Annotated in this window: 24 protein-coding genes; 1 reads left to right on the forward strand and 23 read right to left on the reverse strand. The window is 51.6% G+C overall.

Annotated elements, in window-relative coordinates; translation table 11 throughout:
* Positions 1–17 precede the first annotated feature (17 nt).
* The gene (locus tag QZT18_RS23485; RefSeq protein WP_366925809.1) at positions 18–173 is read left to right on the forward strand and encodes a hypothetical protein; all 156 of its coding nucleotides are present in this window, start codon (positions 18–20) and stop codon (positions 171–173) included.
* Between the two features lie 54 nt (positions 174–227).
* On the opposite strand, the gene QZT18_RS06315 is transcribed toward QZT18_RS23485, so the two are convergent.
* From QZT18_RS06315 to dcm, 23 genes are all read right to left on the reverse strand, one after another.
* Positions 228–884, reverse strand: a complete 657-nt coding sequence (locus tag QZT18_RS06315) for a helix-turn-helix domain-containing protein (RefSeq protein ID WP_022512920.1) — start codon at positions 882–884, stop codon at positions 228–230.
* Between the two features lie 25 nt (positions 885–909).
* Positions 910–1,905 (reverse strand): hypothetical protein, encoded by a 996-nt coding sequence (locus QZT18_RS06320; RefSeq protein WP_022512921.1) that lies wholly within the window; start codon positions 1,903–1,905, stop codon positions 910–912.
* A 21-nt stretch (positions 1,906–1,926) separates the two neighbouring features.
* Entirely contained in the window at positions 1,927–2,754 is an 828-nt protein-coding gene (locus QZT18_RS06325; protein WP_022512922.1) for a C39 family peptidase, read from the reverse strand.
* Positions 2,754–4,586, reverse strand: coding sequence for a VirB4 family type IV secretion system protein (locus QZT18_RS06330; protein ID WP_022512923.1), 1,833 nt, complete (start codon positions 4,584–4,586; stop codon positions 2,754–2,756). The genes QZT18_RS06325 and QZT18_RS06330 overlap by 1 nt, the downstream gene beginning before the upstream one ends.
* On the reverse strand, positions 4,579–5,274 hold the full coding sequence (locus QZT18_RS06335; protein WP_022512924.1) for a hypothetical protein: 696 nt from the start codon (positions 5,272–5,274) through the stop codon (positions 4,579–4,581). Before QZT18_RS06335 ends, QZT18_RS06330 begins: the two co-directional genes overlap by 8 nt.
* Before the next feature lie 3 nt (positions 5,275–5,277).
* Complete coding sequence (locus tag QZT18_RS06340; RefSeq protein ID WP_022512925.1) at positions 5,278–5,913, reverse strand: hypothetical protein; 636 nt, start codon at positions 5,911–5,913, stop codon at positions 5,278–5,280.
* A 14-nt stretch (positions 5,914–5,927) separates the two neighbouring features.
* Positions 5,928–6,698, reverse strand: a complete 771-nt coding sequence (locus tag QZT18_RS06345) for a hypothetical protein (protein ID WP_294145690.1) — start codon at positions 6,696–6,698, stop codon at positions 5,928–5,930.
* 74 nt (positions 6,699–6,772) lie between these two features.
* On the reverse strand, positions 6,773–8,746 hold the full coding sequence (ltrA, locus tag QZT18_RS06350; RefSeq protein WP_002570018.1) for a group II intron reverse transcriptase/maturase: 1,974 nt from the start codon (positions 8,744–8,746) through the stop codon (positions 6,773–6,775).
* A 748-nt stretch (positions 8,747–9,494) separates the two neighbouring features.
* On the reverse strand, positions 9,495–11,192 hold the full coding sequence (locus tag QZT18_RS06355; RefSeq protein WP_294145698.1) for a hypothetical protein: 1,698 nt from the start codon (positions 11,190–11,192) through the stop codon (positions 9,495–9,497).
* Between the two features lie 66 nt (positions 11,193–11,258).
* A complete protein-coding gene (locus tag QZT18_RS06360; RefSeq protein WP_294145700.1) occupies positions 11,259–11,846 on the reverse strand; it encodes a DUF6550 family protein in 588 nt (195 codons plus the stop codon).
* A 127-nt stretch (positions 11,847–11,973) separates the two neighbouring features.
* A complete protein-coding gene (locus QZT18_RS06365; RefSeq protein ID WP_294145702.1) occupies positions 11,974–12,510 on the reverse strand; it encodes a hypothetical protein in 537 nt (178 codons plus the stop codon).
* 10 nt (positions 12,511–12,520) lie between these two features.
* Positions 12,521–12,922 carry a DUF4320 family protein gene (locus QZT18_RS06370; RefSeq protein WP_120152610.1) on the reverse strand — a complete coding sequence of 134 codons (402 nt, stop codon included), beginning with the start codon at positions 12,920–12,922 and terminating at the stop codon, positions 12,521–12,523.
* A gap of 12 nt (positions 12,923–12,934) precedes the next feature.
* Positions 12,935–13,810 (reverse strand): secretion protein F, encoded by an 876-nt coding sequence (locus tag QZT18_RS06375; RefSeq protein ID WP_294145711.1) that lies wholly within the window; start codon positions 13,808–13,810, stop codon positions 12,935–12,937.
* Between the two features lie 15 nt (positions 13,811–13,825).
* The gene (locus QZT18_RS06380) at positions 13,826–14,758 is read right to left on the reverse strand and encodes a type II secretion system F family protein (RefSeq protein WP_294145713.1); all 933 of its coding nucleotides are present in this window, start codon (positions 14,756–14,758) and stop codon (positions 13,826–13,828) included.
* Positions 14,755–15,096 (reverse strand): hypothetical protein, encoded by a 342-nt coding sequence (locus QZT18_RS06385; RefSeq protein WP_294145715.1) that lies wholly within the window; start codon positions 15,094–15,096, stop codon positions 14,755–14,757. The genes QZT18_RS06380 and QZT18_RS06385 overlap by 4 nt, the downstream gene beginning before the upstream one ends.
* A complete protein-coding gene (locus QZT18_RS06390; RefSeq protein ID WP_120152613.1) occupies positions 15,093–15,962 on the reverse strand; it encodes a hypothetical protein in 870 nt (289 codons plus the stop codon). Before QZT18_RS06390 ends, QZT18_RS06385 begins: the two co-directional genes overlap by 4 nt.
* Positions 15,963–15,976: 14 nt before the next feature.
* Positions 15,977–17,329, reverse strand: coding sequence for an ATPase, T2SS/T4P/T4SS family (locus QZT18_RS06395; RefSeq protein WP_294145720.1), 1,353 nt, complete (start codon positions 17,327–17,329; stop codon positions 15,977–15,979).
* Entirely contained in the window at positions 17,304–17,789 is a 486-nt protein-coding gene (locus QZT18_RS06400; protein WP_120152614.1) for an XF1762 family protein, read from the reverse strand. Before QZT18_RS06400 ends, QZT18_RS06395 begins: the two co-directional genes overlap by 26 nt.
* Positions 17,789–18,670, reverse strand: coding sequence for a zeta toxin family protein (locus tag QZT18_RS06405; protein WP_294145722.1), 882 nt, complete (start codon positions 18,668–18,670; stop codon positions 17,789–17,791). The genes QZT18_RS06400 and QZT18_RS06405 overlap by 1 nt, the downstream gene beginning before the upstream one ends.
* 15 nt (positions 18,671–18,685) lie before the next feature.
* Positions 18,686–19,534 carry a Flp pilus assembly protein CpaB gene (locus QZT18_RS06410; protein ID WP_294145724.1) on the reverse strand — a complete coding sequence of 283 codons (849 nt, stop codon included), beginning with the start codon at positions 19,532–19,534 and terminating at the stop codon, positions 18,686–18,688.
* Between the two features lie 22 nt (positions 19,535–19,556).
* Complete coding sequence (locus QZT18_RS06415; RefSeq protein WP_294145726.1) at positions 19,557–20,123, reverse strand: A24 family peptidase; 567 nt, start codon at positions 20,121–20,123, stop codon at positions 19,557–19,559.
* The gene (locus tag QZT18_RS06420; protein WP_294145728.1) at positions 20,110–20,700 is read right to left on the reverse strand and encodes an MT-A70 family methyltransferase; all 591 of its coding nucleotides are present in this window, start codon (positions 20,698–20,700) and stop codon (positions 20,110–20,112) included. Before QZT18_RS06420 ends, QZT18_RS06415 begins: the two co-directional genes overlap by 14 nt.
* The gene (gene dcm, locus QZT18_RS06425) at positions 20,697–22,208 is read right to left on the reverse strand and encodes a DNA (cytosine-5-)-methyltransferase (protein ID WP_294145730.1); all 1,512 of its coding nucleotides are present in this window, start codon (positions 22,206–22,208) and stop codon (positions 20,697–20,699) included. Before dcm ends, QZT18_RS06420 begins: the two co-directional genes overlap by 4 nt.
* Between the last annotated feature and the right edge of the window lie 2 nt (positions 22,209–22,210).

Raw genomic sequence — 22,210 nt, forward strand, 5'->3', positions numbered from 1 at the left:
CCGCATATTTGTCAGAGTTGGACAAAAACCCAGTTTCTGTTCAATTTATGAGTGACTGTAACCTCCTGCTTAAAAGTAGTAATGTAACTCTCCTTTATGCTGCCAAAGATACGACACAAAATAATGCTACTGTTTTGTTGAAATGGCTGGCAGAAAAGTTAGAGCAACCCTGAACATGCATTTGTCATACTTATTTTACGCTTTTCTAAACCGTTAGATTGAGTAGTTCAAGGGGGCTGCAAATTGAACCCCACCCCCGTCCACTGAAATAAAACAGGCAAAGCCCGCTGCTGGAAAGAAAGATGAACCAGCTTGCGGGCTTTGCTTCTATACGCCGGACAAAGTGAATATGCCCCTTTTTGAATCCAAACGGGCGATTGTACTATATCGGAAATTTTCTCCACAATCTCTGGTTTTGTCTGTGGTTCTTTCTGTCCCATAGGGGTATCCGCCATTTTGCAGACAGGGGAAACCACCATCTCATTCTCCGGCTGCCGTCTTGCTTTCAGGTTTTCAAAGGTAAGATGTTCTACGGTACACACCGTTTTATCCTCCTGCTTTGGTTCAACGTCTGATACCTTACTTTCCAGCGGTTCCGGTGTATTCTCCCGCAACACAAGGGTATAAAGATTTGAGGTCTGCCCACGGTTCTTATCGCGGAAACGGGAGTCCTTTTTGATGAAACCCGCCTGTACCAGCTCATGGAGCGCACGTTTCACAGTCGATACTGAAATGTGAAGCTGCTCTGCCATAGTGGGAATGGCGGGAAAACAGGTCAAGTCCTTATTGGAACGGTCAATCAGATAGATTAAGACAGACAGCGCACGGCTTTTCAGAACGCTTTCATAGGCTTGTTTCTTTAACTCGGCTTGTTTTGTCATCATCAAAATTCCTCCTAACGCCGGGGCCTTATGCCCCGGCAATATACTTTGTTATCATCATCTTAAACTGCTTTGCATTAGCCGCGCCGTCTGTCGGCTCCGGCTGATAGTCCAGAAACAGCACCTTGTGGTAATCGTCCTGCAAGGCGTCTGCCACATCCTCTCTGGCTTCTTCCACAACAAACGGACACAGGAGCCAGGCGTGATTGCCCTCCTGTGTCCGTTTCAGCTTGGCGGTATAGGGAAGCTCCTGCGGCTTCGTCCCACAGACAAGGATAAGCACATCTGCCTCTGGCAAGATCTTGGCCGCAAATCCAATATCCATCACGATAAAGTTTACCGGCGTTTCCGGCTCCTGCCCCTGCCTGCGGTACTGCACATTTTCATAAATCCAGCCGTTCCCACTCTGTTCCATGCCATAGCTTCGGGCAAGCAGGGGCAGATGACCATTTTCATTTTTCTCCACAAAACAGACTGCCGCCCCTACGCTCTGAAGCCAGTGACATAAGCCCATGGCGGCCGTGGTGGTTCCCATTCTCGGTTGTGCGCCAATCATGGCAATACGCACGTTCTCACAGGAAAACCGGTATTTTATGCCGTTCTTTTGCGGACGTTCCTTGGGGTTATACCGGGTCATGCCGGTTTCACTTAAGGATTCGGTAAGCTCCTGCTGAATAGCGGCAATTTCTGTATCACAGACGATATTGCCCACGCCGCTGTCAAGGAGCGCCTGAAACAGCGGATCAGATGGAGAAAGCCCCTCGCAGATTACCGTCACTCTGGCATGGTACATGGTCAGAAATTCCTCTATCGCCCCGGCAAATCCGGCGTCATCGTCCCCGAATGCCAGACGGTCAAGCACTACATCGGTGAAATGGCTGAAATTGCGCATATCGTGTACAACAAATTGTTGCAGGACAAAGCTGCCCACCATTTTCTTGATAGGCGTGTCACTGTCCGGTGCATACCACCCGGTAAAGTCCAGCAGATTGGTATGCTGGGTTGAAGCAAGATATAAAATCATTTCATCCGTCTCCTTTCGCCGTTATTTGCCGATTGCCCAGTAAGGGCCTCCGGCTGCTCCGGCCTTGTTGGACTCATCCATGATGATGGACAAATCCCATTCCTGTTCGCTTCTGCGATAGCTGGCAGGGTCAGCCACAAGGATTTTCCCCTCGCTGGTCACGCCCCGCAGGACAATGAAGTGGCCGCCATTTGTGAAATGCCCCTTGCTCATAATAACCACCACCAGTTTGCCGGAAGATAGGGCGTCCACAATGCCCTGTGCGTCCAAATTCTTCTGAACCGTCAATCCGTAGGCTTTTGCTGCGGCCGGTATCAGACTGTGATAAGAGCCGTTGCCCTCACAGCGGTGTCCGTTTGCTACCGACCAGTTTGACAATTCTATGGGGTCGTGTGCTTCTCCGGTCAGCGTGGAAATCACGATTGCCATGGAAGTGGGACCGCACCCTGCCTGTCCGATGGTGCCGGACGTGCCATACATGGTATCCGCCCAACGCTCATCCAACTGATTATAGTAGGTCACTTCCATGCCGCCGTCCGTAAATGTTACGCCCTCATAGGACTGTCCGCTGCCGTCTACATAGTCCTGCTCAAAAACACCGAGGTTCTGGTTGTAGCCATACCCTTGCTGGAACGACTCAATGGCCGCCAGTTCCTCCCCGCCGAATGCCCACTCCGCAAATAGGGAGAGCGGACTTGTGAGCAGATAGACGATAAAGGCAATCAGCACCAACAAAGATATGACCGGTGCCAAAATGATGATGAGCAGGCGTTTCCGCGCCTGCTCATCCGTTACGGCCTGTGCCGCCAACTGTGCCAGTATCTTTGCTGTAATCGGGTCAACCGCCATCAGCGTCCACCCGCTTTCCCCATGTAAAACATCTTATAATCCGGAATCTCAAAGCTGATATGGAGCCGCTTTGCCCCCACCATGAACAGGGCGTGACCGCGCTTTCTGGCAAGCAGAAGTTCCTGCTCCGCTTCGGTCAGGTCGTAGAGCTTGGCCGTTTCTTTCAGGTTCGGGCCGTCCGTACCCATGAGCAGCTTATAGCAGGGAATGTCAAGGAGCGCCTGCCCATACTGCTTAATGCTCTCGGACAGGAAATCAATGACGCTGTGGCTGATGATCCCCAGCGCACCCTCGTATTTTCTGGCGCGTTTCATTACATTGCGGAGATAGACAAGAGACTGTGGCACTTTCTGGTCAATCATCAGGTACGCCTCATCGCAGATCAGCAGTACCCGTTCTTCACGGTTCCGGCTCATCTGCTCCCAGCAGTAGGTCAGCAGATTGAAATACTGTGTCCGCTTGATGCTGTCGCTGGTTTCCTGCAAGGCATTGGTATCAAGGCAGATAAAAGGGCTGTCCGTGGCGATGGTGCTGTGGCCGTTCCATATAAAGCTGTCGGAACCCTCCGCAATATCGTATAAAAGCAGGGAGAGGTCGGCGTAAGCCTGCCTGTCCTTTTCCGTATCCGCTTTTTCCTTTACCAGCTTGTAGAGGTCGGAGAAGATGGGAAAATCCGTGGGCTTCAGTTTTGCCACATCCGTATCCCATGTAATGCCGAACCGCTGGTACAGTTCTACAAGGCATTTCTTCAGCACGGCTTTCTGCATATCGGTCAGGGACGGGATATATAGGCTGAAAAAAATCTCAAGATTTTTCATGTGCAGCGCAAGGTCGTTCATGCCGTAGCCCTCGTCACGGTAAAGCCGGTCGGCTTCCTTTTCGCTTTCATCGTCACGGGGCGATGGGCGCACCTGAAGGGGGTTGAAACGGCCGCCCGCGCCGCCCACGGCGTTGATCCAGTCGCCGCCGAGGTTGTAACAGAGGTCTTTGTACTCACTTTCAGGATCTACGACAAGGATTTTTGTGCCTTTCATGTACTCGCTCATCAGGATATGCTTGATGGCCGTGGACTTACCTACGCCTGAATTCCCCATTACCACAAAATTACTGTTGGTACGGTCGCCGCCGCGCTTCCATACATCCACAATCACAAGGCCGCCGCTGGAGTCCTGTGCAAAATAATACCCTTCTCCATCATTGAAGCCGCTGCTGGCAAAGGGGAAACCGCCCACAAAAGTGGACAGCGGCACAATCTTCTGTAAAATACTTTCAATCTTCCCGTTTGCGGGGAATGAGGGGGAGAGGTGTTGAAAACATTCTTTTTGCAGATTGGGGATCACCCGCATTTTGCACTTCATCACGCTGACAATGCTCTCCGCACGGCGGCAGACCTTTTTGAACGTCTTATCGTCCCCCGCGATAGGGCAGACCTGTACGCTCATCAGCCCCACGGTTTCCCCCTCCCGGTCAATCTGCATGATGATTTTCTCGCCGTCCTCGGCGGCCTTTTCCGCCCTCTGTCTGGAAAGCGGGTCTTTGGCGCCCTCCGCAAACCCGCGCTGCTGTACCACACTGCGGGATATGGCGCTGATCAGCGTGGCGTTGTCCACTGGCTTAAAGCCAATCGAAACAATGGTGGCCGGGATATTGGTAATCTTGGAAAGCCACTCTGCGTCCACCTTTTGCGGATAACGGATCAGTCCATAGATTTTTCCGATGTTCTCCCCGATGGACAGGCTGTTCTTCTGAAATTCCAGCCCAACCGGGGTAATCACATTCAACAGGGCGCTGTTGGTTACGTCCTGCTCCTGCACGTTTTGTTGTTTACGCATAAATGTCCTCCTTCAGCGTGGGTACGCTGGCGCTGTATTCGGTATCCTCCAGATGGGTGTAAGAGGGGTTGTTGACAAGATTTAAGAGCCGGATGATTTCCTTTTCCGTCAGCACATCGCAGCCAACCCCATTCCCGCTGAATTTCTCCGCAAGCAGAGCCGCCCGTTTGAATAGGTCTTTTTCCACTCCGTCCTCGTATTTCTCCCATAGGGAGATATAAAACTGCCGCTCCACGATCTCGCCGGACAGGGCATAGCCGCTCATCTGCAAAATCTCCTGCCTGAGCAGCTCCTTTTGCTTATCGCCCGCGTCTTTGAGCATGGACTGCATATCCGCAATCAGCGGCGAAATATCCACCGGGCGGCTGACCGCCATAAATTTGAATGGGTACTGGATGTCTGACAGTTCGGCGGTAAGCTGCCGGATCAGGCTGTGCTTTTCTGATTTGCTGTATAGGTCAATGCTGATGGAATGTACCCGCAGGAAAGTCAGCACCATCCCGTCCTTTGTGTAGAGGTACTTGTCCTTGACATCACGGACGTTGATAAACTCCTGCGCCGTGCGGATAGCCGTGCTTTCCCCGCTGGCTGGGTTCCCTCGCTTCTGGTGCTTCAACACCAAAAGAAAAATGCCGCCACCCACAAGGGTGACGGCAAGCATGATGATTGGGAATAAAAGTCCCTCCATATGTTATTGTTCCTCCATTTCTTCGTTTTCCGGCTCTGTCCGCTGTTCCACCAGATCCCGGTATCGCTGCCGCTGCTCCGCAGCCTCCGGGGAATCCAAATACTCCGTAAGCCGCATATCTCCACGGGCACTTTCCAGCAGTTTGTCAAGGCCGGTGCTTCTGTCATAGATGGCAAGCAGCTTGTAGAAATCTGTGATACCTCGTTCCTCCCCATGCTCTAACAGTTTTTCCACGTTGGCAAGGCCGTCCGTTAAGGTAATAGACAAACTGCCCATGGTACGATACCATGGGCAGTTTGGGTTATAGGACAGGCTGCAGTTGTCATGGTCGAGGTCAAGGGTGATGTGCATTTCATAGTCGCTGTGCCGCTCATACCGCTCCTGTAAAGTGCGGCACTGTGCCGGTTTCACCGGATTGCAGAACATATCCTCCTCCGGCAGACGGGGATTATGATACTGTCCGTCATCGCCCAAATGAGAAAAAATGTAGGCGAGGCTCTGCGGTTCCTCCATGCCAGCCTGAACCTCTTTTGCCTGTGCCAGCCGCAGCAGCGGGGACAGGGCGTTTGCGCCGTTGTGGGCGGTAAAGATATGGCTTCCGCCGTTTTCAATGATTTGATAGATTGCACGGTTTCCCATGGCTCACCTCCATATTAGCGTTCAAATTCATCTTCCTGCTCTGGCGTCAAATCGCAGGATACCGTTTCCTGTGCTTTCAGAAGTTCTTGGTCGTTCAAATAATCCATACAGCATTTCAGGTAGTCCAATTCTTCCTTGGCGGCAGGCCGTTCTTTTGCACCGCCGTAGGAATAAGCGGTAATGGTTATCTGGCGGGGGTTGTCGGCGCGCCCAACCATCAGCATTTCCCTGTACTCCGCAGAATCCTGAACCATGGCAGGAGAGACATGGCCGGGCAGCATAAATTTCTCTGGTGTCTTATCTGTGCCGACCGTTACCAGTGAAAAACATATTCCATCCTCTCCAATATGCTGATCCAGACTTTCCTTTTCGTGCTGAACAAATGCTTCCCCGAATTTTCCTTTCATCCCATAATCACATAGCATATACGGGTAAGCAGTCAATTCCCCAATCCCCTCCAAAAACAAGCATTGATGCTGGAGCTTCGTCAGGCTTGCCTTGGCGTCCAGCGTATATGCCCAAAAGTTAGAGTAATGCTCCACCTGTGTATCCTTAAAGTAAACAAACCCGTCATGGTCACGGGTCATAAACTCCACGTCAAGATAGGCGGGTTTTCGATAGGTTCCCTGCGAAACGCTGGCGTATAGCTCATCAACCGCCGCCCATCCCCATTCATTCAAACAGTTATTTGCCGCCCATTCCACCAGCTTCAAATGCTCCGGGGCAAGGTCATTGCCGTCATGGGAGCCTTGCAGGATTGCAAGCGTTTTATCCGAATGATTCATCGTCATTTCCTCACTTTACAGGGCCGAATGGCGATAGGTAATCCTTTGATGTTATCACTGGATTTTCCCCCGCCTCACACCGTGCACGAGACTTTCACCTCACACGGCGTTCCATCGGGAATTACATCTGGTATCACAAAACAACTTTGCACAATGGCAAGTTTTCGTAACTGGTTCAACTTCTTAATTTGTTTTACATTCAGGTTCAGACCATTTAACAGCTTAAAGATGGTGTCGGGATTGTTTGCGTGTATCAGCTTGTGGATAGCTTCTGAAACGATGACGAGGTTTTTGTAGTTGTCCTTGCCACCTAAATATTTAGGTGTTCGATGGTGGCAATAGACATCATCTTTTTCCAGAAACACTCCGCTAACTGCGCATTTTCCTTGTTGCGCACAATACAATGACAGGCGGTTGTCATTAAACTCAACGGAACAGTTTCGCACAGGATTTCTCATCAGATAGTGCAAAATGTTTTTATCTATCCGTTCAAGTCCTTTGTGAATATACTCTCTGCCCTCCGGTGTGTACTTGTTCACTTTTCGTACTTTTGCCAGTGGCTTTTTATAAGAAATATATCCGATTGGCACCAACACTTTGTCATAGCCGACAAAGCGTAACTGCTTGCTTTTTCCGTATGCCTCTTGAATGTGTGCAGGAATGGTGTAGTTACTTTTCTTTTCTTCAAGCTGCTTTTTGGTCTTTAACCTCTCTCGAAGTCTAATTTTTAGGCTCTTTTGAATAGGAAAGGCAATTTTCCGAAAATCCTTTTGAACGTGTGTAGCCATGTCATAATAATTGTGAACGCCTATGACAAATGAATTGTAAACGTACGTTGCTGCAAATTGGCCGCTTTTGTCCGCAGGATTTTGGATGTTGTAAATGAGCTCTCTTGCTTTCAGCGCTATTTTCTCTGCTGATTTTTCAGTGATGTGGCTTTGAACGATATATTTTGGTTCGCCATTTTTCTTTTTGCCACGGCGGTTCAGCTTCATCTTGAAGCCGAGAAATTCGGAGTACCGCTTTTTCAGATTGACGATTTGAGATTTTTGCTCGTTAATTTCCAATCCCAAACGATGATGAAGCCAATCCTTAGTGGCATAGAACAGCTTTTGCGCATCACCTCTGGTTTTGCAGAAAATTCTAAAATCGTCCGCATACCGAACAATGTGACACTCCTTTAGCTTTGTGAGATTACGCAGTGAACCATATCTACTGCTGTGGATAAGCGAACCGTTTGCGCTGACACCTACCGCATACTGTCGTTTGGTTGGCATTCCTGTCCATTGGCTGTGTATCCACCAATCCAATTCGTTAAGCACGATATTGGATAACAGCGGTGAAATGATACCGCCTTGCGGAGTGCCCTTTTCAGGGAATCCAATTCCTGCGACTTCTGCTTTTAGCATTGCTGATATGACGGAAATCAAGGTTTTATCCCGAATTCCCATTGTCCACATCTGCTTTAACAGCTTGCCATGGCTGACATTGTCGAAAAATCCTTTGATGTCAACATCCACTACAAATGAACAGTGGGTAAGCTGCATATGCTTATAGGCTTCGGCGATTGCATGTTCAGTGCTTCGGTTTGGTCGGAACCCGTGACTGCTATCGTGGAATTTCGCTTCACAGATAGGCTCTAAAATTTGTAGCACACATTGTTGTATCAGCCTGTCCATAATTGTTGGTATTCCAAGCGGCCGCAGTTTAGCCGGGTCGTTAGGCTTTGGAATCTCCACCCTCCGTACTGGTTGCGGTTCGTACCATTGCAGTTTTCGTTGTACGAGGTAAATCAGCCGTTCATCACTTAATTTTGCAAGATTTTTAATGGTTTTGCTGTCTGTGCCTGCCGTTTTGCTACCCTTGTTTTTCTTTAGTGTGCGGAAAGCCAATTTAATATTTTCCTCTGCACAGATAAGCGGCATAAGATTTTGAAACAATTTACCGTTCTGGCTGTCCGTATAGAGCTTATCAAGGGTATCTTGTAAATCGTAGTATTCGGCAAAGCGTAACTTTGCCTTTTTCTTCTGTTTGCCTTTTGCACTCATAGTCGGCGTACCTCACTTTCCGTGGGGATAGCCTTTCTTATTCCTACTCGAACCTATGATTTTGTTGTTTTGTTGTACTGTTTTTCAGTGTAATTCTCGACTGGTGGCTATCCCTCCACCGTATTTCTACGGCTTCATCGGTACTGTGCCACCACTTTCAGTCAGATAAAAGCAAGTTATTCCCTGTGGGGTTTCCTTGCTAACGCTTCATAACAGTGTAATCCGTTCCACGTTCTGACCTTACTACGTTCCGATATTCCTATCTTTTCACATATCCTTAGGCTGTCCTTTGAGCCTGTACGCTGGGCGGTACCTGTAATACCGCAAGGTTTTTCATGGGCACTATTTTACTAAACCTCACGCACGCCGCACGTTGGCGGCTACGGCATTTCTACCGTATTGACTTATAGACCCGTTCATTCGGACGTTTTGTCAGTGGGCGTCGCTCCCACATTCTCACCATAGATATTTTATAGACCTCCGGCATATAGGCAACACCATCCACCTCTGGACAGCTTTCGTGCAGGCATTGTTTTTCATCTGCTTACGGTTGCTCTCTGCCGGCTTCACCGAGCTTCGTACACAGTAGTTATTACACACCGCTGCGCACGTCGGAGTATCAAGGGGGCGTTTCAGGGCGTTACCCCGTCATTCCACCCATCGGAATATCAGTTGTCATTTCCGTTATATTATTCATTCGGAAATGCTCCTCTTTTAGCATCACACAGTCTTGCGCCTGTAAATGTTGTTACAGAATGATGTTTGTGAGGAAACGTATCGCACTGTGCCAGTCATCATAGAGTGAACCCCGGATGGTCAGGTCATCGGTCAGGTTAATTTGCAGCATACCGGCGGGCGTCCATGCGTCAATACACTCTACATAGGTGGTGTAACGCCCGTCAGGGAACCACACCGGCGAAAAATGTGATGGACGGCCATAGGTGCTGTATTTGTTTTTCTGAAACTCAAAGCTGCTGGAAAGTCCCGTGTTCAGGCGTTTCAGCAACCGCCAATAAGTCGCATAGTTAAATTCGGGGAAGTAGGCCACCACGTTCTGGAGTCCTGTAATATGGCTGCTGGGGGCGGTAGATCGCACCTGTGCCGATACGCTGGCATTCAGCCCATAGCCGCTTTTCATCTGCCTGCCGGATGCGGTGGGCGATTTTTCGTCAGGCTGGGTCTTGAATGTGGCTGTCAGGCTGGCGGAATACGGAATCCACGCATACTCCCACCACCCGTGATCGCAATAATACCCGCCGCCGTCCCCATCCGAGTGCCATACCCAATACTCATGCCACCAGCAGTCCCATTCGCCCCATGTCAGGCTCGTCACATTCGGTTTGGACGGTTTTGCCGGAATGGAATAGCCGTCATTGCGGTCATTGGCCTGCGGATCGGGCGGCGGGTTCTTGTCAAGGTCAACAATCTGCGCTGTGATATGATTGGTGCTGGTGGAGCAGTTGCTTCGGATTGTGATGGTAATGACACCCGGTTCCTTGGGCGTCCGCCATTTCACCCATGCAAGCTGACTTCCACCCTCCGGGATATAAATATCCGTGTGGGAATATGTCCTGCCATTGATGGAGAATGTCGCATAAGCCGGATTGTCTGGCGTTTTCTGCGAGCCGGTGGACAGCAGCACGGAAGTAACCACCTCTGTGTCACAGCGATAAGTCACATCGCTTTCTTTGGGCGGTTCCGGGTCTGGTTCAGAAAAGCGGACAATGCCTAAACCCAGTTGTGCAATAATGGTATCGTCATTCTGTTTATCCGTGGTGGAGCCGCCCCACGCCGGGAATCCCAAATCAGGGGTTTCAAGGAACATGGCAAGGGGGAGATTTTTATGCGTCAGCGATACCATCTTACTTCTAAGGCCGCCGGCCACCTGTTTATTATAGAGCGCCGCTTCCGTAGCGGTCATGGCGAACATCACGCCGCTGTATTTGAAATAGGCAATGGGTTCCAAAAGAATTTTGTAGCTGCCGCTGATTAAGTCATCATAGTTAAACCCAGTGGCCGCCGCTATGTCCCGCATGGTTCCCTCACGGCAAAAGTAACTGCGGATTGCTTCAATGTTGGCGTTTCCACTTCCGCTGCTGATAATGCGGGGCATGGTATTGACCGGTTTTATGGAATGATAATTTCCGTTATGCGGAGTCAGTCCAGTGCTTCGATATGAAATTTTGCTTACACTGCCAAAGTGCATGACAATATCCCCATTTCCCTGATTAGAGAAATCAATGGGGGTAGAGACAGGGGTATTGTCACTGTCTCTGATAATCGTTACACGCACCCCGTCACGCCCCGGCGTCCACGAGTTCTGACTGGTTCCCTGTCCCATGCCGCCGCCACCGCCGTCTATATTCGGGTTTCCGTCCGCAAGTGCCGGTACGGACAAAGAAAAAAGCATTGCCAGACACAGTAATGCTGAAAGGATTTTTTTCAATTTGCACCTCCAAAAAATGAGGGTACAGCCAATACGACTGTACCCTCATAAATGTTTTATTCATTTTTACATTTCGCCAACAGGCTTACCCGTTCCGGCGTTGGGCGCGGTTTCAGTTGAATTTTCACCCTCATACGGAACCCAGCCAAATCCCGGCACATATACCGCGCCGTCTGAACGGGTTTCCCCACCCTGCGGCTGATCCGGCTCCGGCTGGGGCGTATGCTCTGGCTGGCACTGACCGCTTGCGTCCGGGTTCTCTACCGGCGCACTGCTTTCAGGTGTACCCTTGGGCGGCTCTGCCGGGGGCGTTGCTTCTGCCGGTGATTTCGGCTTGCCCTCTGAGGGTTTTGCCTGCACATCCCCGGCCACGGTTCCCGCTGCGGAGCTGCTTTCTTTCTCTGGTTCAGACGTGGTTTCCGGTTCCGAGGTGGTTTCCGGTGTGGAAGTGCTTGGCGCCGTGGTGCTTTCCGGTTTGATTTCCGGTACGGTAACGCTCGGCTCCGGTTCGGGCTGGCTCTCTGTCTGTGCCGCAGGCGGCTGGGTATTCCCCAGCGTACCCATGTACCAGAACAGACCGGCTGCAAGGCAGACCGCCAAAGCGGAAAGCGTGATAATGGTAATGCGTTTCTTTTTATTATATTCGTTTTTCATTGTATGGCCTCACTTTCATTGATTGGATGAACAGTTCAGCCCTATTTACCCAAATTCTTTACCCGACTCCATTATAAGGGGAATCTGCCTGCGCGTCCAGACATTTTCCCAAAACCTTAGAATCTCCTTAGAATTTGGGCATATAGGCCGCCCGTGTTCGGACTTCCATTTTAAGCGGCGGCACCATGCTCCAGCCAAAGGACAGCGGGATTTCAATGGTGATCCGGGCGTCCGCTTCAAAATTCTTGTTTGTGTTTCCCGGTGTCAGGGGCGTGTTGACAATCTCCACGTCAAGTTCCGACAGCCGGTATTCATACCCCTCTGGCTGCCACTTGGTCAGCGTGCCGCCTTCCATATCAGCGCCCAAAAGAGTACCCATCCGGGCAAGTACATCATCATAGTCAAGGTTTTCCTGCCAGCGGTCGCCGGACAGCACATAGCCCCCGGAATACCCCTCCCGCAGACCGTTATAGGTTTCGTCATAATTGGTGGTTGCCACCGTGATGACCGACTGCTGGAGTCCGTCACGGACACCCTGCACGATGATTGCAAGCCGGAAAAACTCTGCCATGGCGCACATCAGCAGAAGCAGCCCCAAAATCAGGGCAACCATCAGTATGGTGGCCTCGCCTTTTTTGTTCCGCAGGACATTTCTGATTCGCATAGGCTCCACCTCACTTATAGTAGACTTCGGATTTTCCCGTTGCTTTGGCTCTGATCTCAATCGGGAAAGAGCCAAAGACGAAAAAGCCGATGTCCACGGTTTCTGTCAGTGTCACCTCGATGTCACCGTTTAGCTGCACCTTTTTCCCTCTGTAATAATCGCAGTCCCAGCGGATTTCCGGGTCAAGGCCGGTTTCCGTTTTCATGTCGCTGATGCGGGAGGACACGTCCGTGCCGCCCACAATTTCAGCCTGCCTGACAATTTCCGCAGCAAAAATATCAAGCTGCTGTTTGGCGGTAAAAACCGGCAGGAAGCTGACGGCAAGGGCAACCACCAGCATCAGGCATAAAAGCCCGATTGCCACATCAATATATCCCTCGCCCCGCTTGGATTTCAGTATCTTACAAAACATAAGCCTCCCTCCTTAGAATATCCCCGACATGGTGCCGAGGATCTGATAGCCCATCACGCCCATAAACAGGAGCAGCATACAGGCAAGGAGCATAAATGAGTATTTTCGGATTTTGGGCGGCCGCTCCAGCGCCAGCTTTTTCAGGCGTTGAAGCTCCAACTGCTTCATATCATGGGACAGCATACGGAAGAATGCTACGCCGTCATCCCCGCGCAGGACGCCGATCAGCCCCCGCACCACATCGGAAAGCTGTGCGCTGGACACTCTGGCCTCAAACCGTGTCAGCGCCCCCTCGAAGTTGCCGGTTCGCATATCCGCCACGGTAATCGCCAGTTCATTTTTCAGGGCTTTCCCGGCGCTCCGCTGATAGGTTTCCAGCATGGAAAGCACATCGCGGCTGGCCTGAAGTTCCTGCGTGATGGTTGCCACAAACCGGGGCAGTTCATATTCAATTTCCTCCCGTCTGGCTGTAATCTTCTTATCAGCCTTCGTGCTTTCACTAAAATAGACCGCAATCCCGATAATCACAAACGCCGGTGCAAGAATGGGAACCACCAGCAGGCAGGGAACCGCACAGAGGAATACCAACCCCGCCTTTACCATGGCTTCTGCCGCGTATTGTTCGGCAGTCATGGGGATTTCAGCGGACTTTAGCGTGGCGGTCAGCTTGCGCCGTTTGTAATCGTCCATGGGGAGAATCTTTGCCAGCTTTGCCGCCAGCTCCGTGATGATGGCGTCTGAATTTTTCGCCGCTTTCTTATTCTTTTTGACGGCTCCCAGCACCGCTTTGGTGGCTTTGTAGGTGGGAACCTTGAACGCCTGTGCCAATATCAGATACAGCCCCAGCGAAAAGAACGCGGCAAAGAGAAGTAAAATCATATTCTGCATTTTCGTTCCGCCTCCTTACCGCTTGTACTCAATCGGCCGGGTATGTTTGGCAACGGCGGCGATGGAGATAAACAGAACCACGCCGCAGACTGCCAGAAGTGCCTTGCCGAACTGCGTAAACATCAGTGTCTTGTACCACTCCGCATTGAGAAAATACATCAGCGGGATACTGCCCAGCAGCAGCACGATCATGGTGATGTACTCTTTTACTGGCTCAAAGAGCAGCAAGTCCAACTCCGCAGACACCACGCGCATATCACTGAGTTTTGCCACGATGGGCGGCAGGGTGGACTTCAAGTTATAATCGTCCTGACACGCCACCACCGCGTCCACCCACTCGTGGAACACCGCATTATCAATACAGGGCTTCATCTGCTCCAATGCTTCTTTCAGATTGGAGTTGATGAGTTTGGCCTGCAGCAAAAAGTTTCGGAACACCTCGGCCACAGGTGGGTTCAGATAGGGGGTGTTTTCCTCAATGGCACGGATGATGGTGTTTTTCCCGCGCAGATAGCTGGTAGTGATGATGGAGAGCGCCGTTTCCAGTTCCGTGTTGATCTGTTTTTTGTGCCGCCCCGCCGTGAATTTCACATAATAGAACGGGAGCAGGGCAAACCCCACCGCCAGCACCGGCACAAGCAAACCGTTCTTCATGGTAAGGGCAATCATTACGCCCAGCACAAACAGCAGCATGGAAAGGATGCACAGCACCGTGAACATCCCTGATTTTCCTGTGACGCGCAGGGTTTCCTTGGTTTCCAGAAATAACAGCTTGATTCCCCTCGGCTGCCTGTTCTTCCGGCTTTTCTCAATCCTGCTTTTCAAGGATGGGTTTTTCGGCTGCACATAGGCGGCCAACCCCTCCAGAAAAGAAAAGGGCGATAACGAGAGCATCAAAAAGCTGCCCGTTACCGCCAGTAAAAACGCAATCGTTACAAGTATTGTCAATCCCTTTCTCCCTCCATTTCTTCCCGGTCAATATAGTTGTCCAGATAGTCACTTAACCATGTACCGGCAAAATTTTCATGTGTTTTTATTCTCCATACCGCCAGTTTGCCAATATTCAACTCCACATCTTCCATAGGGAACAGCAGACAGGTTCTCCCTTGATTCTCGAATACAGATATATCACGGAATATATCCCCATTCAGCAGGATTTCTTCCTCTGTCAAAAGACCGTTAATCCCGTCAACCCATTCCTTTAAGTCGCCGCCGCAGCCTTGAATAATCAGCCCTTCCTTACCTCTCATATTGCTTAATTCTTCCATTGTAATCCGATTCATCATGCTTCCTCCATTTCCTCCAAATCTTCTATGAAATCCTCATAACCTTTTGCACGGGTGACGGTATCGGAGACTTCGTGGAGATGATCCACCATATCCCTGTGGCTCTCCGGCAGAACCTCCCCGACAATCTCTTTCAACACATCCTGAAGCGCGCCTAAAAAGCCCCAGCAGCTATCCATTTCCTCGCCGTTTTCGTAAAGCCGGAAACCGTAGCACTGACCGGACAGATAATAGTTGTAGGTTTCTACCTCGGATTTTAACAGCGCCTTTGCCTTTTCCACACTTTCCGCAGAACAGTTTCCATACTCGGCGCGAATGCTGTCGGCGGTGGCATAAATCCATCCCACCTGACCGGAATCCCATTCAGCGTGCTGGGCGCGCCCAATAAAAGAGGATACTGACATACTAAGCCCTGAATGATCGTAGAGGTTCAGCGGCAATATGAGGTTCTTTTCACTGGCAAGTGCATAAAGCAGTTGGTCTGGCAGCGTGTTCAAAATATCCTCAAAAATATCCTGCTTGTTATCCGCCATGCTTCCCTCAAAAAAGGTGGTGAACCATTTCTTAAAATAATCATCGTACTCACTGACCGCCCAGCCACCGTCAGATTGGTTGTACTCCAACTTTACACCCTCAACCTTGCCTGAGCGTACAAGGCTAATCAGCGCGTCCGGCTCTACACTGTCCCGCGCCAGCGATTTCAAGAGTTCGTTCGTGTCCTCAAAATCATGTTCGTCCCCTAAATTGTAGCGGCTGTGCCAGCACACCATTTTACCAAAGTTGTCATAATCGGTACGGGGATTCAACGGTTCATCATCGTACATGACCTGTAAAAGATAGGGCTGTTTCATTGCGACAAGGCTCATGCTGGACACCTCCTTCATGCGCAGAAAAGCCGCTGCTGCGCCGTATAGGACATACCGTTTTCCCGCAGGCGCTTGAGCAGGCTTTCCGATGGCGGTTCCACCTTTTCATAGTGGCCGATGATCTTCGGCTTGCCGTCCACCATCTGGTTGTCTGTAATGTTGAACCGGAACAGGGTACGCATACGCTGTTTCCCATCCGGCAGATATTCATACTCGCAAATCTCCATCAGGCGGCGGCTGTTGTCCTCCAGCTTTTTTGCAAAAGCCACAATAGGGAAAGCCTTGGTCGCCAGCCCCATCAGGGTGGCGTCATCCATGGAATAGCTCTGCTTGCACAGCGTCACCATGCGGTAATAGGTATCGGCGCAGGAATTGGCATGGATGGTGGTAATCACGGCATGGCCGGTATTTGCCGCGTTGATGGCCTGCATACTCTCGGCGCCTTTCATCTCGGCCACGGCCACACAGTCCGGGTTGATGGTCAGCGTGGTTTCTAAGAGCTTCACAAGGGTAATGTTCTGCTTGGGATCATCGGAAAAACGGGTGACAAGATGTACCACGTTGTTCAGCACATTCCCCGATTCGTCTGTCACAGTCAGGTCAAATTCCCGGCAGCCCTGTTCCAGCGTGACAATGCGTTTATTATAGGGAACCTGTCCCAAAATCCATGACATGAGGGTGGTCTTGCCGCTGGAAGTCGCCCCGGTGATACACATGGAAACGCCGTGGCAGTAACAGGCCGCCAGCAAGTCCAGCATTTCAGCGGTTGCCGTGCCAAAGCCGACAAACTGCTCTTTCGTGAGTTTCCGGGGGTTGACGATACGGATAGAAGCGGAAAGCCCCTTGTCTTTGTCAATCACGCCGTCCCCCATGACTGTGATACGGATTTTGTTGGAAAGATGCCCCACCACGATGGTCTGGGCACTGTCAAAAATCATGCCGGACTTGTGGAGCATACGGCGGATCACATCAATGGCGTGCTGGGGAGAATTGAAATGCTCTTTGCTCGGCAAAATGTCGCCGTTGGAATAGGTGATTTTGACGTCTTTCCACTGGTTGATGTTGATTTCCTCCACATCATCCCGGTAGAGATATTTGGTCAGGAACGAAAAGCCGGTCATCTCGCCGTAAATTAGTTCGCACAGTTCGTCCGGCTCGGTATCAGCCACGCCAATCCGGTTTGTTTCAAGGTATTTCTGGATATAGCTTTTAATCAGTTCCCGGCTCTCGTCCGGGTCGTCTTTCAGGGTAGCCGCATAATGCTTGGTAATATGCTCCTGCACTTCTTTCAGGACTTCCGGGAAAGGTCGCAGGCGGGTTTCCCCGCCCATAAAGCCAATATCATGAATGTTGATTGCTTCCTGCAATTTCGGGTTCCTCCTTTCGATTGAGGATGATTTCGTACAACTGCTTGGGGCAGGTGGGCGCCTGATCCGTCCTCGGCCTGCCCGGTTGGTTCCAGCTCCCGCCCCGGCCGGTGTAACAGTAGGAAAAGCCGCTTGCCCGCAGGCTTGCGCCGTCCTCGTTCTCCAAAATATAGGTAATCATCCGGTCATATCCCAGTGACTTTGCCGCCCGGCCACAGGCTCCGTACAGCTTGGAGCAGGCGTTCTTTGTGCCGTCCGTACACAGACGCAGCACTTCAACCGTGGTGTGCTGGTCGATCCGGCGTGACCGGGGCCGCCCCACGATGGCAACGCCACACAGACGGCCGTCCACATAACAGGCAAGGGAGAAACGGTGTCCCCTCACGGCCTTGTGATGACGGTGGTATTCGGTCACATAGGCGTTTGCTTCTGCAAGTTCTATGTGACGGATTGTAAACATTAAAACTCACCCCGTTTTTTCGTAAAGGGCAGCTTTAACCCGCCTTTTGCCTTAGCCGGTTGTGCCGCCTGCGCCGGGGCGGGCTGTGTGGACGCTTTTCCTTTTTTCACACCCTTACCTTTGAAAGCGGCCGCCGTCTGGAGTCCAAACAGATTGCCGAGCAGCCTGTCGATTTCCGTATTGTATGGAAGGCTCTCCTGCGCTTTCAGCGGTTGGAACAGTGTCCTCTCATTGTCCTGCTGTTCCAGCTCCGCCACATAGGGCAGCACATGGCCTACACCGCCATACTGCCCGGATACAGCCTCCCAGTCCTGCCCGACCTTTAAGCAGCCGATGGCGGTCTGGAACCGTCCCTTGTCAAAGCGGCTGTCCTCCAGCATGGGGTTATGGGTCTGGAAATAAGAAATCCCCTTGAGGTTTGCCGTCCCCAGCCGCAGCACCCGATCCGCAATCTCAATCCCCACAAAGGATGCGGGGTCGGCTTCAAATACGGCGGCGCAGTCCAAAATGATATAATCCGCCAGATACCGCAGGGAAACGAACAGTTCCACCGCCTTGTCCCTCGTAATCTTCGGGTACTGCATCAGGCTTTCCCCGCTTTTGTATCCCAGCAGGCTGATATAGTCGCTGTCCGGCACAGGGACACAGGCATTTAAGATATTCGCCTGTGTCAGCCCCGGTGCGGTCAGCAGTTCTCCGAGGGAAGTGTCATGGATGGCGTCCGGGGCAAGCAGAACCGGTATGACCGGCGTAAAGGGGTCGCAGAACACTACGATGACATTTTTCTTCCGCCTTGCAAGGGCAGCCGCCAGTTTCACAGCGGTGGTGGTCTTTCCGCTGCCGGGGCTGCCCATGACCGCTAAAATCTTATCCTGTTCCATCGTCTCGCCCCTCCCTTAGTCCTGTTCTCCGGTTTCCGCAGCAGCATTGGCGTCCTCACCGGGAGCCGGTGCCGGTGCGCTGTCTGTATTCTCGCTTTCATTGCCTTTGCCCTCGCTTTCCACAGGTTCCACCGGATAGAGTTCTTCCAGCACTTTGGCCTGTTCCTCAAGGAATTTCTGTGCGTTCTCGCTGCCGCCGCGATAGACTAAGGCGGCGTGGAGCTTCCCGGTCTGTTCCAGTTCCGCAAGGAGCCTTGCCTGTTCCGGGGTTGCAAGGACAGTAATGGTAGACGCAAGCTCCGCGTCCTCGCCGTCCTCCGGTTCCTCCTGCACATTATTGTCCGTGCCGCTGCTGGCGGTAGTTGCGATAATCTCTAAATATTGCAGTTCCGCCGGGATCAGCGTCTGTCTGGCCTCGCCCACGTCACTGGCAATCAAAGAAACAATATCGCCGCGCTCCAGCTTGCCGGAAAGACCGGCCGCAAAGGACTTGATGGTAACGGAAATCGCCCGGTTCGTGCCGTCCAGCCCGGTCAGGTACTCATTTTTAAGCTGGGGTGTGTCAGACAGCTTGCTTTCCAGCACATAATCGCCTTTGTAAAGATCGGTGTTGGCATATTTCCCAATCACGTCCTCGGCCTTATACATGACATTGCTGGGGAGATTGTAGCCGCCCACTTCCACGGTTGTCAGCATTTTCGGCGTGATTTCATCGCCTTTTTTGATTTCCGTGTTGACACGCACGATTTCCACCTTGGATTTCAAGGCGTCGTTAAACATGGGCGTCAGCCCAAAGCAGATGATGAGGGCGGTGACAATACAAATCAGTCCCACCACAATACGGTTTTGCAGTAATTTTTTCATGTTCGTTTTCCTCCAAATTGATTTAAGTAGGCATCAGCGCCATAAAACAGCCAAAAGCCAGAAAAGGCGCAAGGGGGATGCTCGGTTTTTCACGCCGGAAAGCGGCGTTCCATAAAAGCCCCATGAACAGTCCCCATATCATCATCCAGACACCGCCTGTCACGCCGAGGGCAAAGCCGCTGGCCGCCATCAGCTTTACATCGCCGCCGCCAATTTTGTCCGTTTTGACGGCGGCAATCAGGAATGGCAAGGGAACCAGAACAAAGCCTAAAAGGGCTGGCAGGGTTTGAAACCCCACCAGCCCCGCCATGGCAATCAGCAGATGCAGAAAGTCCGGTATCTCATAAGTAGCGGCGTCACAAGCTCCCGCCAGTATTAGGATTTGGCACAGCAGGATAGAACGCAGGGCCTCCATGGAAAACCCGTGCAGGCATAAAAAGACTGCCGCCACCGCCATCGTGATATGTGCGGTGCGCGGCAGTTCCTCCCGCTTCAGATACCGGCGCAGCGCCATGTCACAGATCAGCCCTGCAAACATGGCAAAAAGCAGCGCCGCAACAAACAGGTCAATGTTGTCAATCCATAGCATTTCCGTCCTCCATTTCCTTTAAGATTTGAATAGATTCCCGGATGTCCAGACCGTCGATCTCATCGCCTAAACACGTCCAGCCGTCATAGCTCTGCCTTGCGAACAGTTCCACACGGGGAACGTCCCCCATGAGTAGTTCAATCCGGCGGCGCACCTCATCCGGTTTCTTGCTGTGGCGCTCCACCGGTGTGTCTACAATACAGTGGATTGCCTTGGACGCGCGTTTCGGTCTGCCTTTAGTCGCAATCAGACAAAGTTCCGGGTTTGCCCTCGTCCAAAAGCCCAGCCCCCAAAACCATTTGTCTGTCTGTTTTTTGCAGCGTTTCACCCAGCAGAAGCCGAGTGTCTTGTAAGTAAATCCCCAGCGCCGTATGGTTTCCAGCCCCTCCAAAAAGCAGGGGAATGTCACCCATAAAAACAGCACACAGTTCTCATCCGCAATCCCAGCCACATCGAGGGCATAGATGTCCTCTTTACCCATGGTGTGATAGTGATTCTCGGCGCTACGCCCCTGTCCTTTTTTAGAATAGACCTGATACGCCCATGGGGGATCGGCATAGATTACCTGAAACTTCATACACCGCCCCCAATCTCCGCCAGCCGCAGTCCGATTTCATAGACCACGTTGACCGTCACTGCGTTTCCCGCCTGCTTATAAAGCTGGGCGTCACTGATTCCCACCGCCTTCGCACGGTCAAACAGGAAATCCTCAAAGGCTTGGAGCCGCCAACACTCCCTCGGCGTCAGTCTGCGGATACGGCAGCACAGCATAACGCCCATGCTCCCGCCCGTCAGCAGGGTTTGGGCGCACTGCTTCCCCACGCGCCCACGGCTGACCGTGCTGTTGGGATAGGCAAGGTTGATTCCGTCTCCATGTTTCGCCGTGGTGTAGCCGTCCTTTTTCGCTTCCCGGATTGGCAGCCCCTCGTCATAACAGCAGATTAAAATGCCATGCTGATCCTGACAGGTGAGCGTAAAGCTGGGTTCCCCCGGTTCCTTGAACCGCCGCCCGTTCTGCCGTTTGTTCAGCCGGTCAGGGGTGATGACCGCCCTGACGCAATCCGGGTGTCCCTGACAAAGAAAAATACCAGAGGTTTCCCCCTTGAAATTGCCGATACCGGAATACTGCCTTGCCCGCAGGCATCTGGCCTTGTCTGTAAATTTAGGCTCTTTCGACAGGTCGATAAAGGCGGCGCAGGGCGGTATCTGCGACAGCACGGCATTCTGTTCCTGATTGCGGTTCAGCCCCCTGCCGTCACTGGCGGTCAGGGTATGGGCTTGTTCCAGTTCTCCGGTAATGCCCTCATTACGGTTGACTGATACGGCATACAGCCCGGTTCTTCCGGCAAACCCGCCGCCGCTGGCAGTCAGGGTGATGGACGTGCCGGACGGGTCGTAAATCCGCTTGCCCTGCTTTCCGTCTACGAGTCTTTTAACAGGCGCAGGGTTTGTTCCGCAGAAAGGAAATACTTTTCCGGCACATCCGTCTCTAAGATGTCCAACAAGGTACACTCTTTCCCGGTGCTGGGGGACTCCAAAATCTTTGGAATTGACAACACACCATTCACAGTCATACCCTGCTTCCCATAGTTCAAAGAGAACGGTGGTAAAAGCTGTGCCTCTTTCGCTTGACACAAGATGTTTAACATTCAGGGCGATAAGGTATCGGGGCTTATCTTCGGGAGCCGTGCCTTTGAGCAGACTAACGACCGTAAAAAAGAGTCCACTTCTTGCTCCATGAAGTCCTGCCATTCGGCCGCTGATACTAATGTCGGTACAAGGAAACCCAAAAGTCCAGATTTCAGCTTTTGGAATTTCTCCTGCTCTGAGCTGCTTAATGTCCTTGGCGTACCATTCGCCTTTGCACGTTCTTCCATCACAGTCTTTCCTCACCTCCGGGCTGCACATTTTATAAAAATTAGAGCCAGAGTCCAGCCCATACGGGCAGGGTTCCAGCTCATACATCGCCATATAGCTTTTGTTTGCGTATTTATCTATTTCGACATGACCTGCACAGGTATGCCCGCTTCTTTCGAGACCTCTACGGAATCCGCCGATCCCTGCAAAAAGGTCAAGAAATTTCAAAT

Source organism: uncultured Clostridium sp. (assembly GCF_900547735.1).
Lineage (GTDB): Bacteria > Bacillota > Clostridia > Lachnospirales > Lachnospiraceae > Otoolea.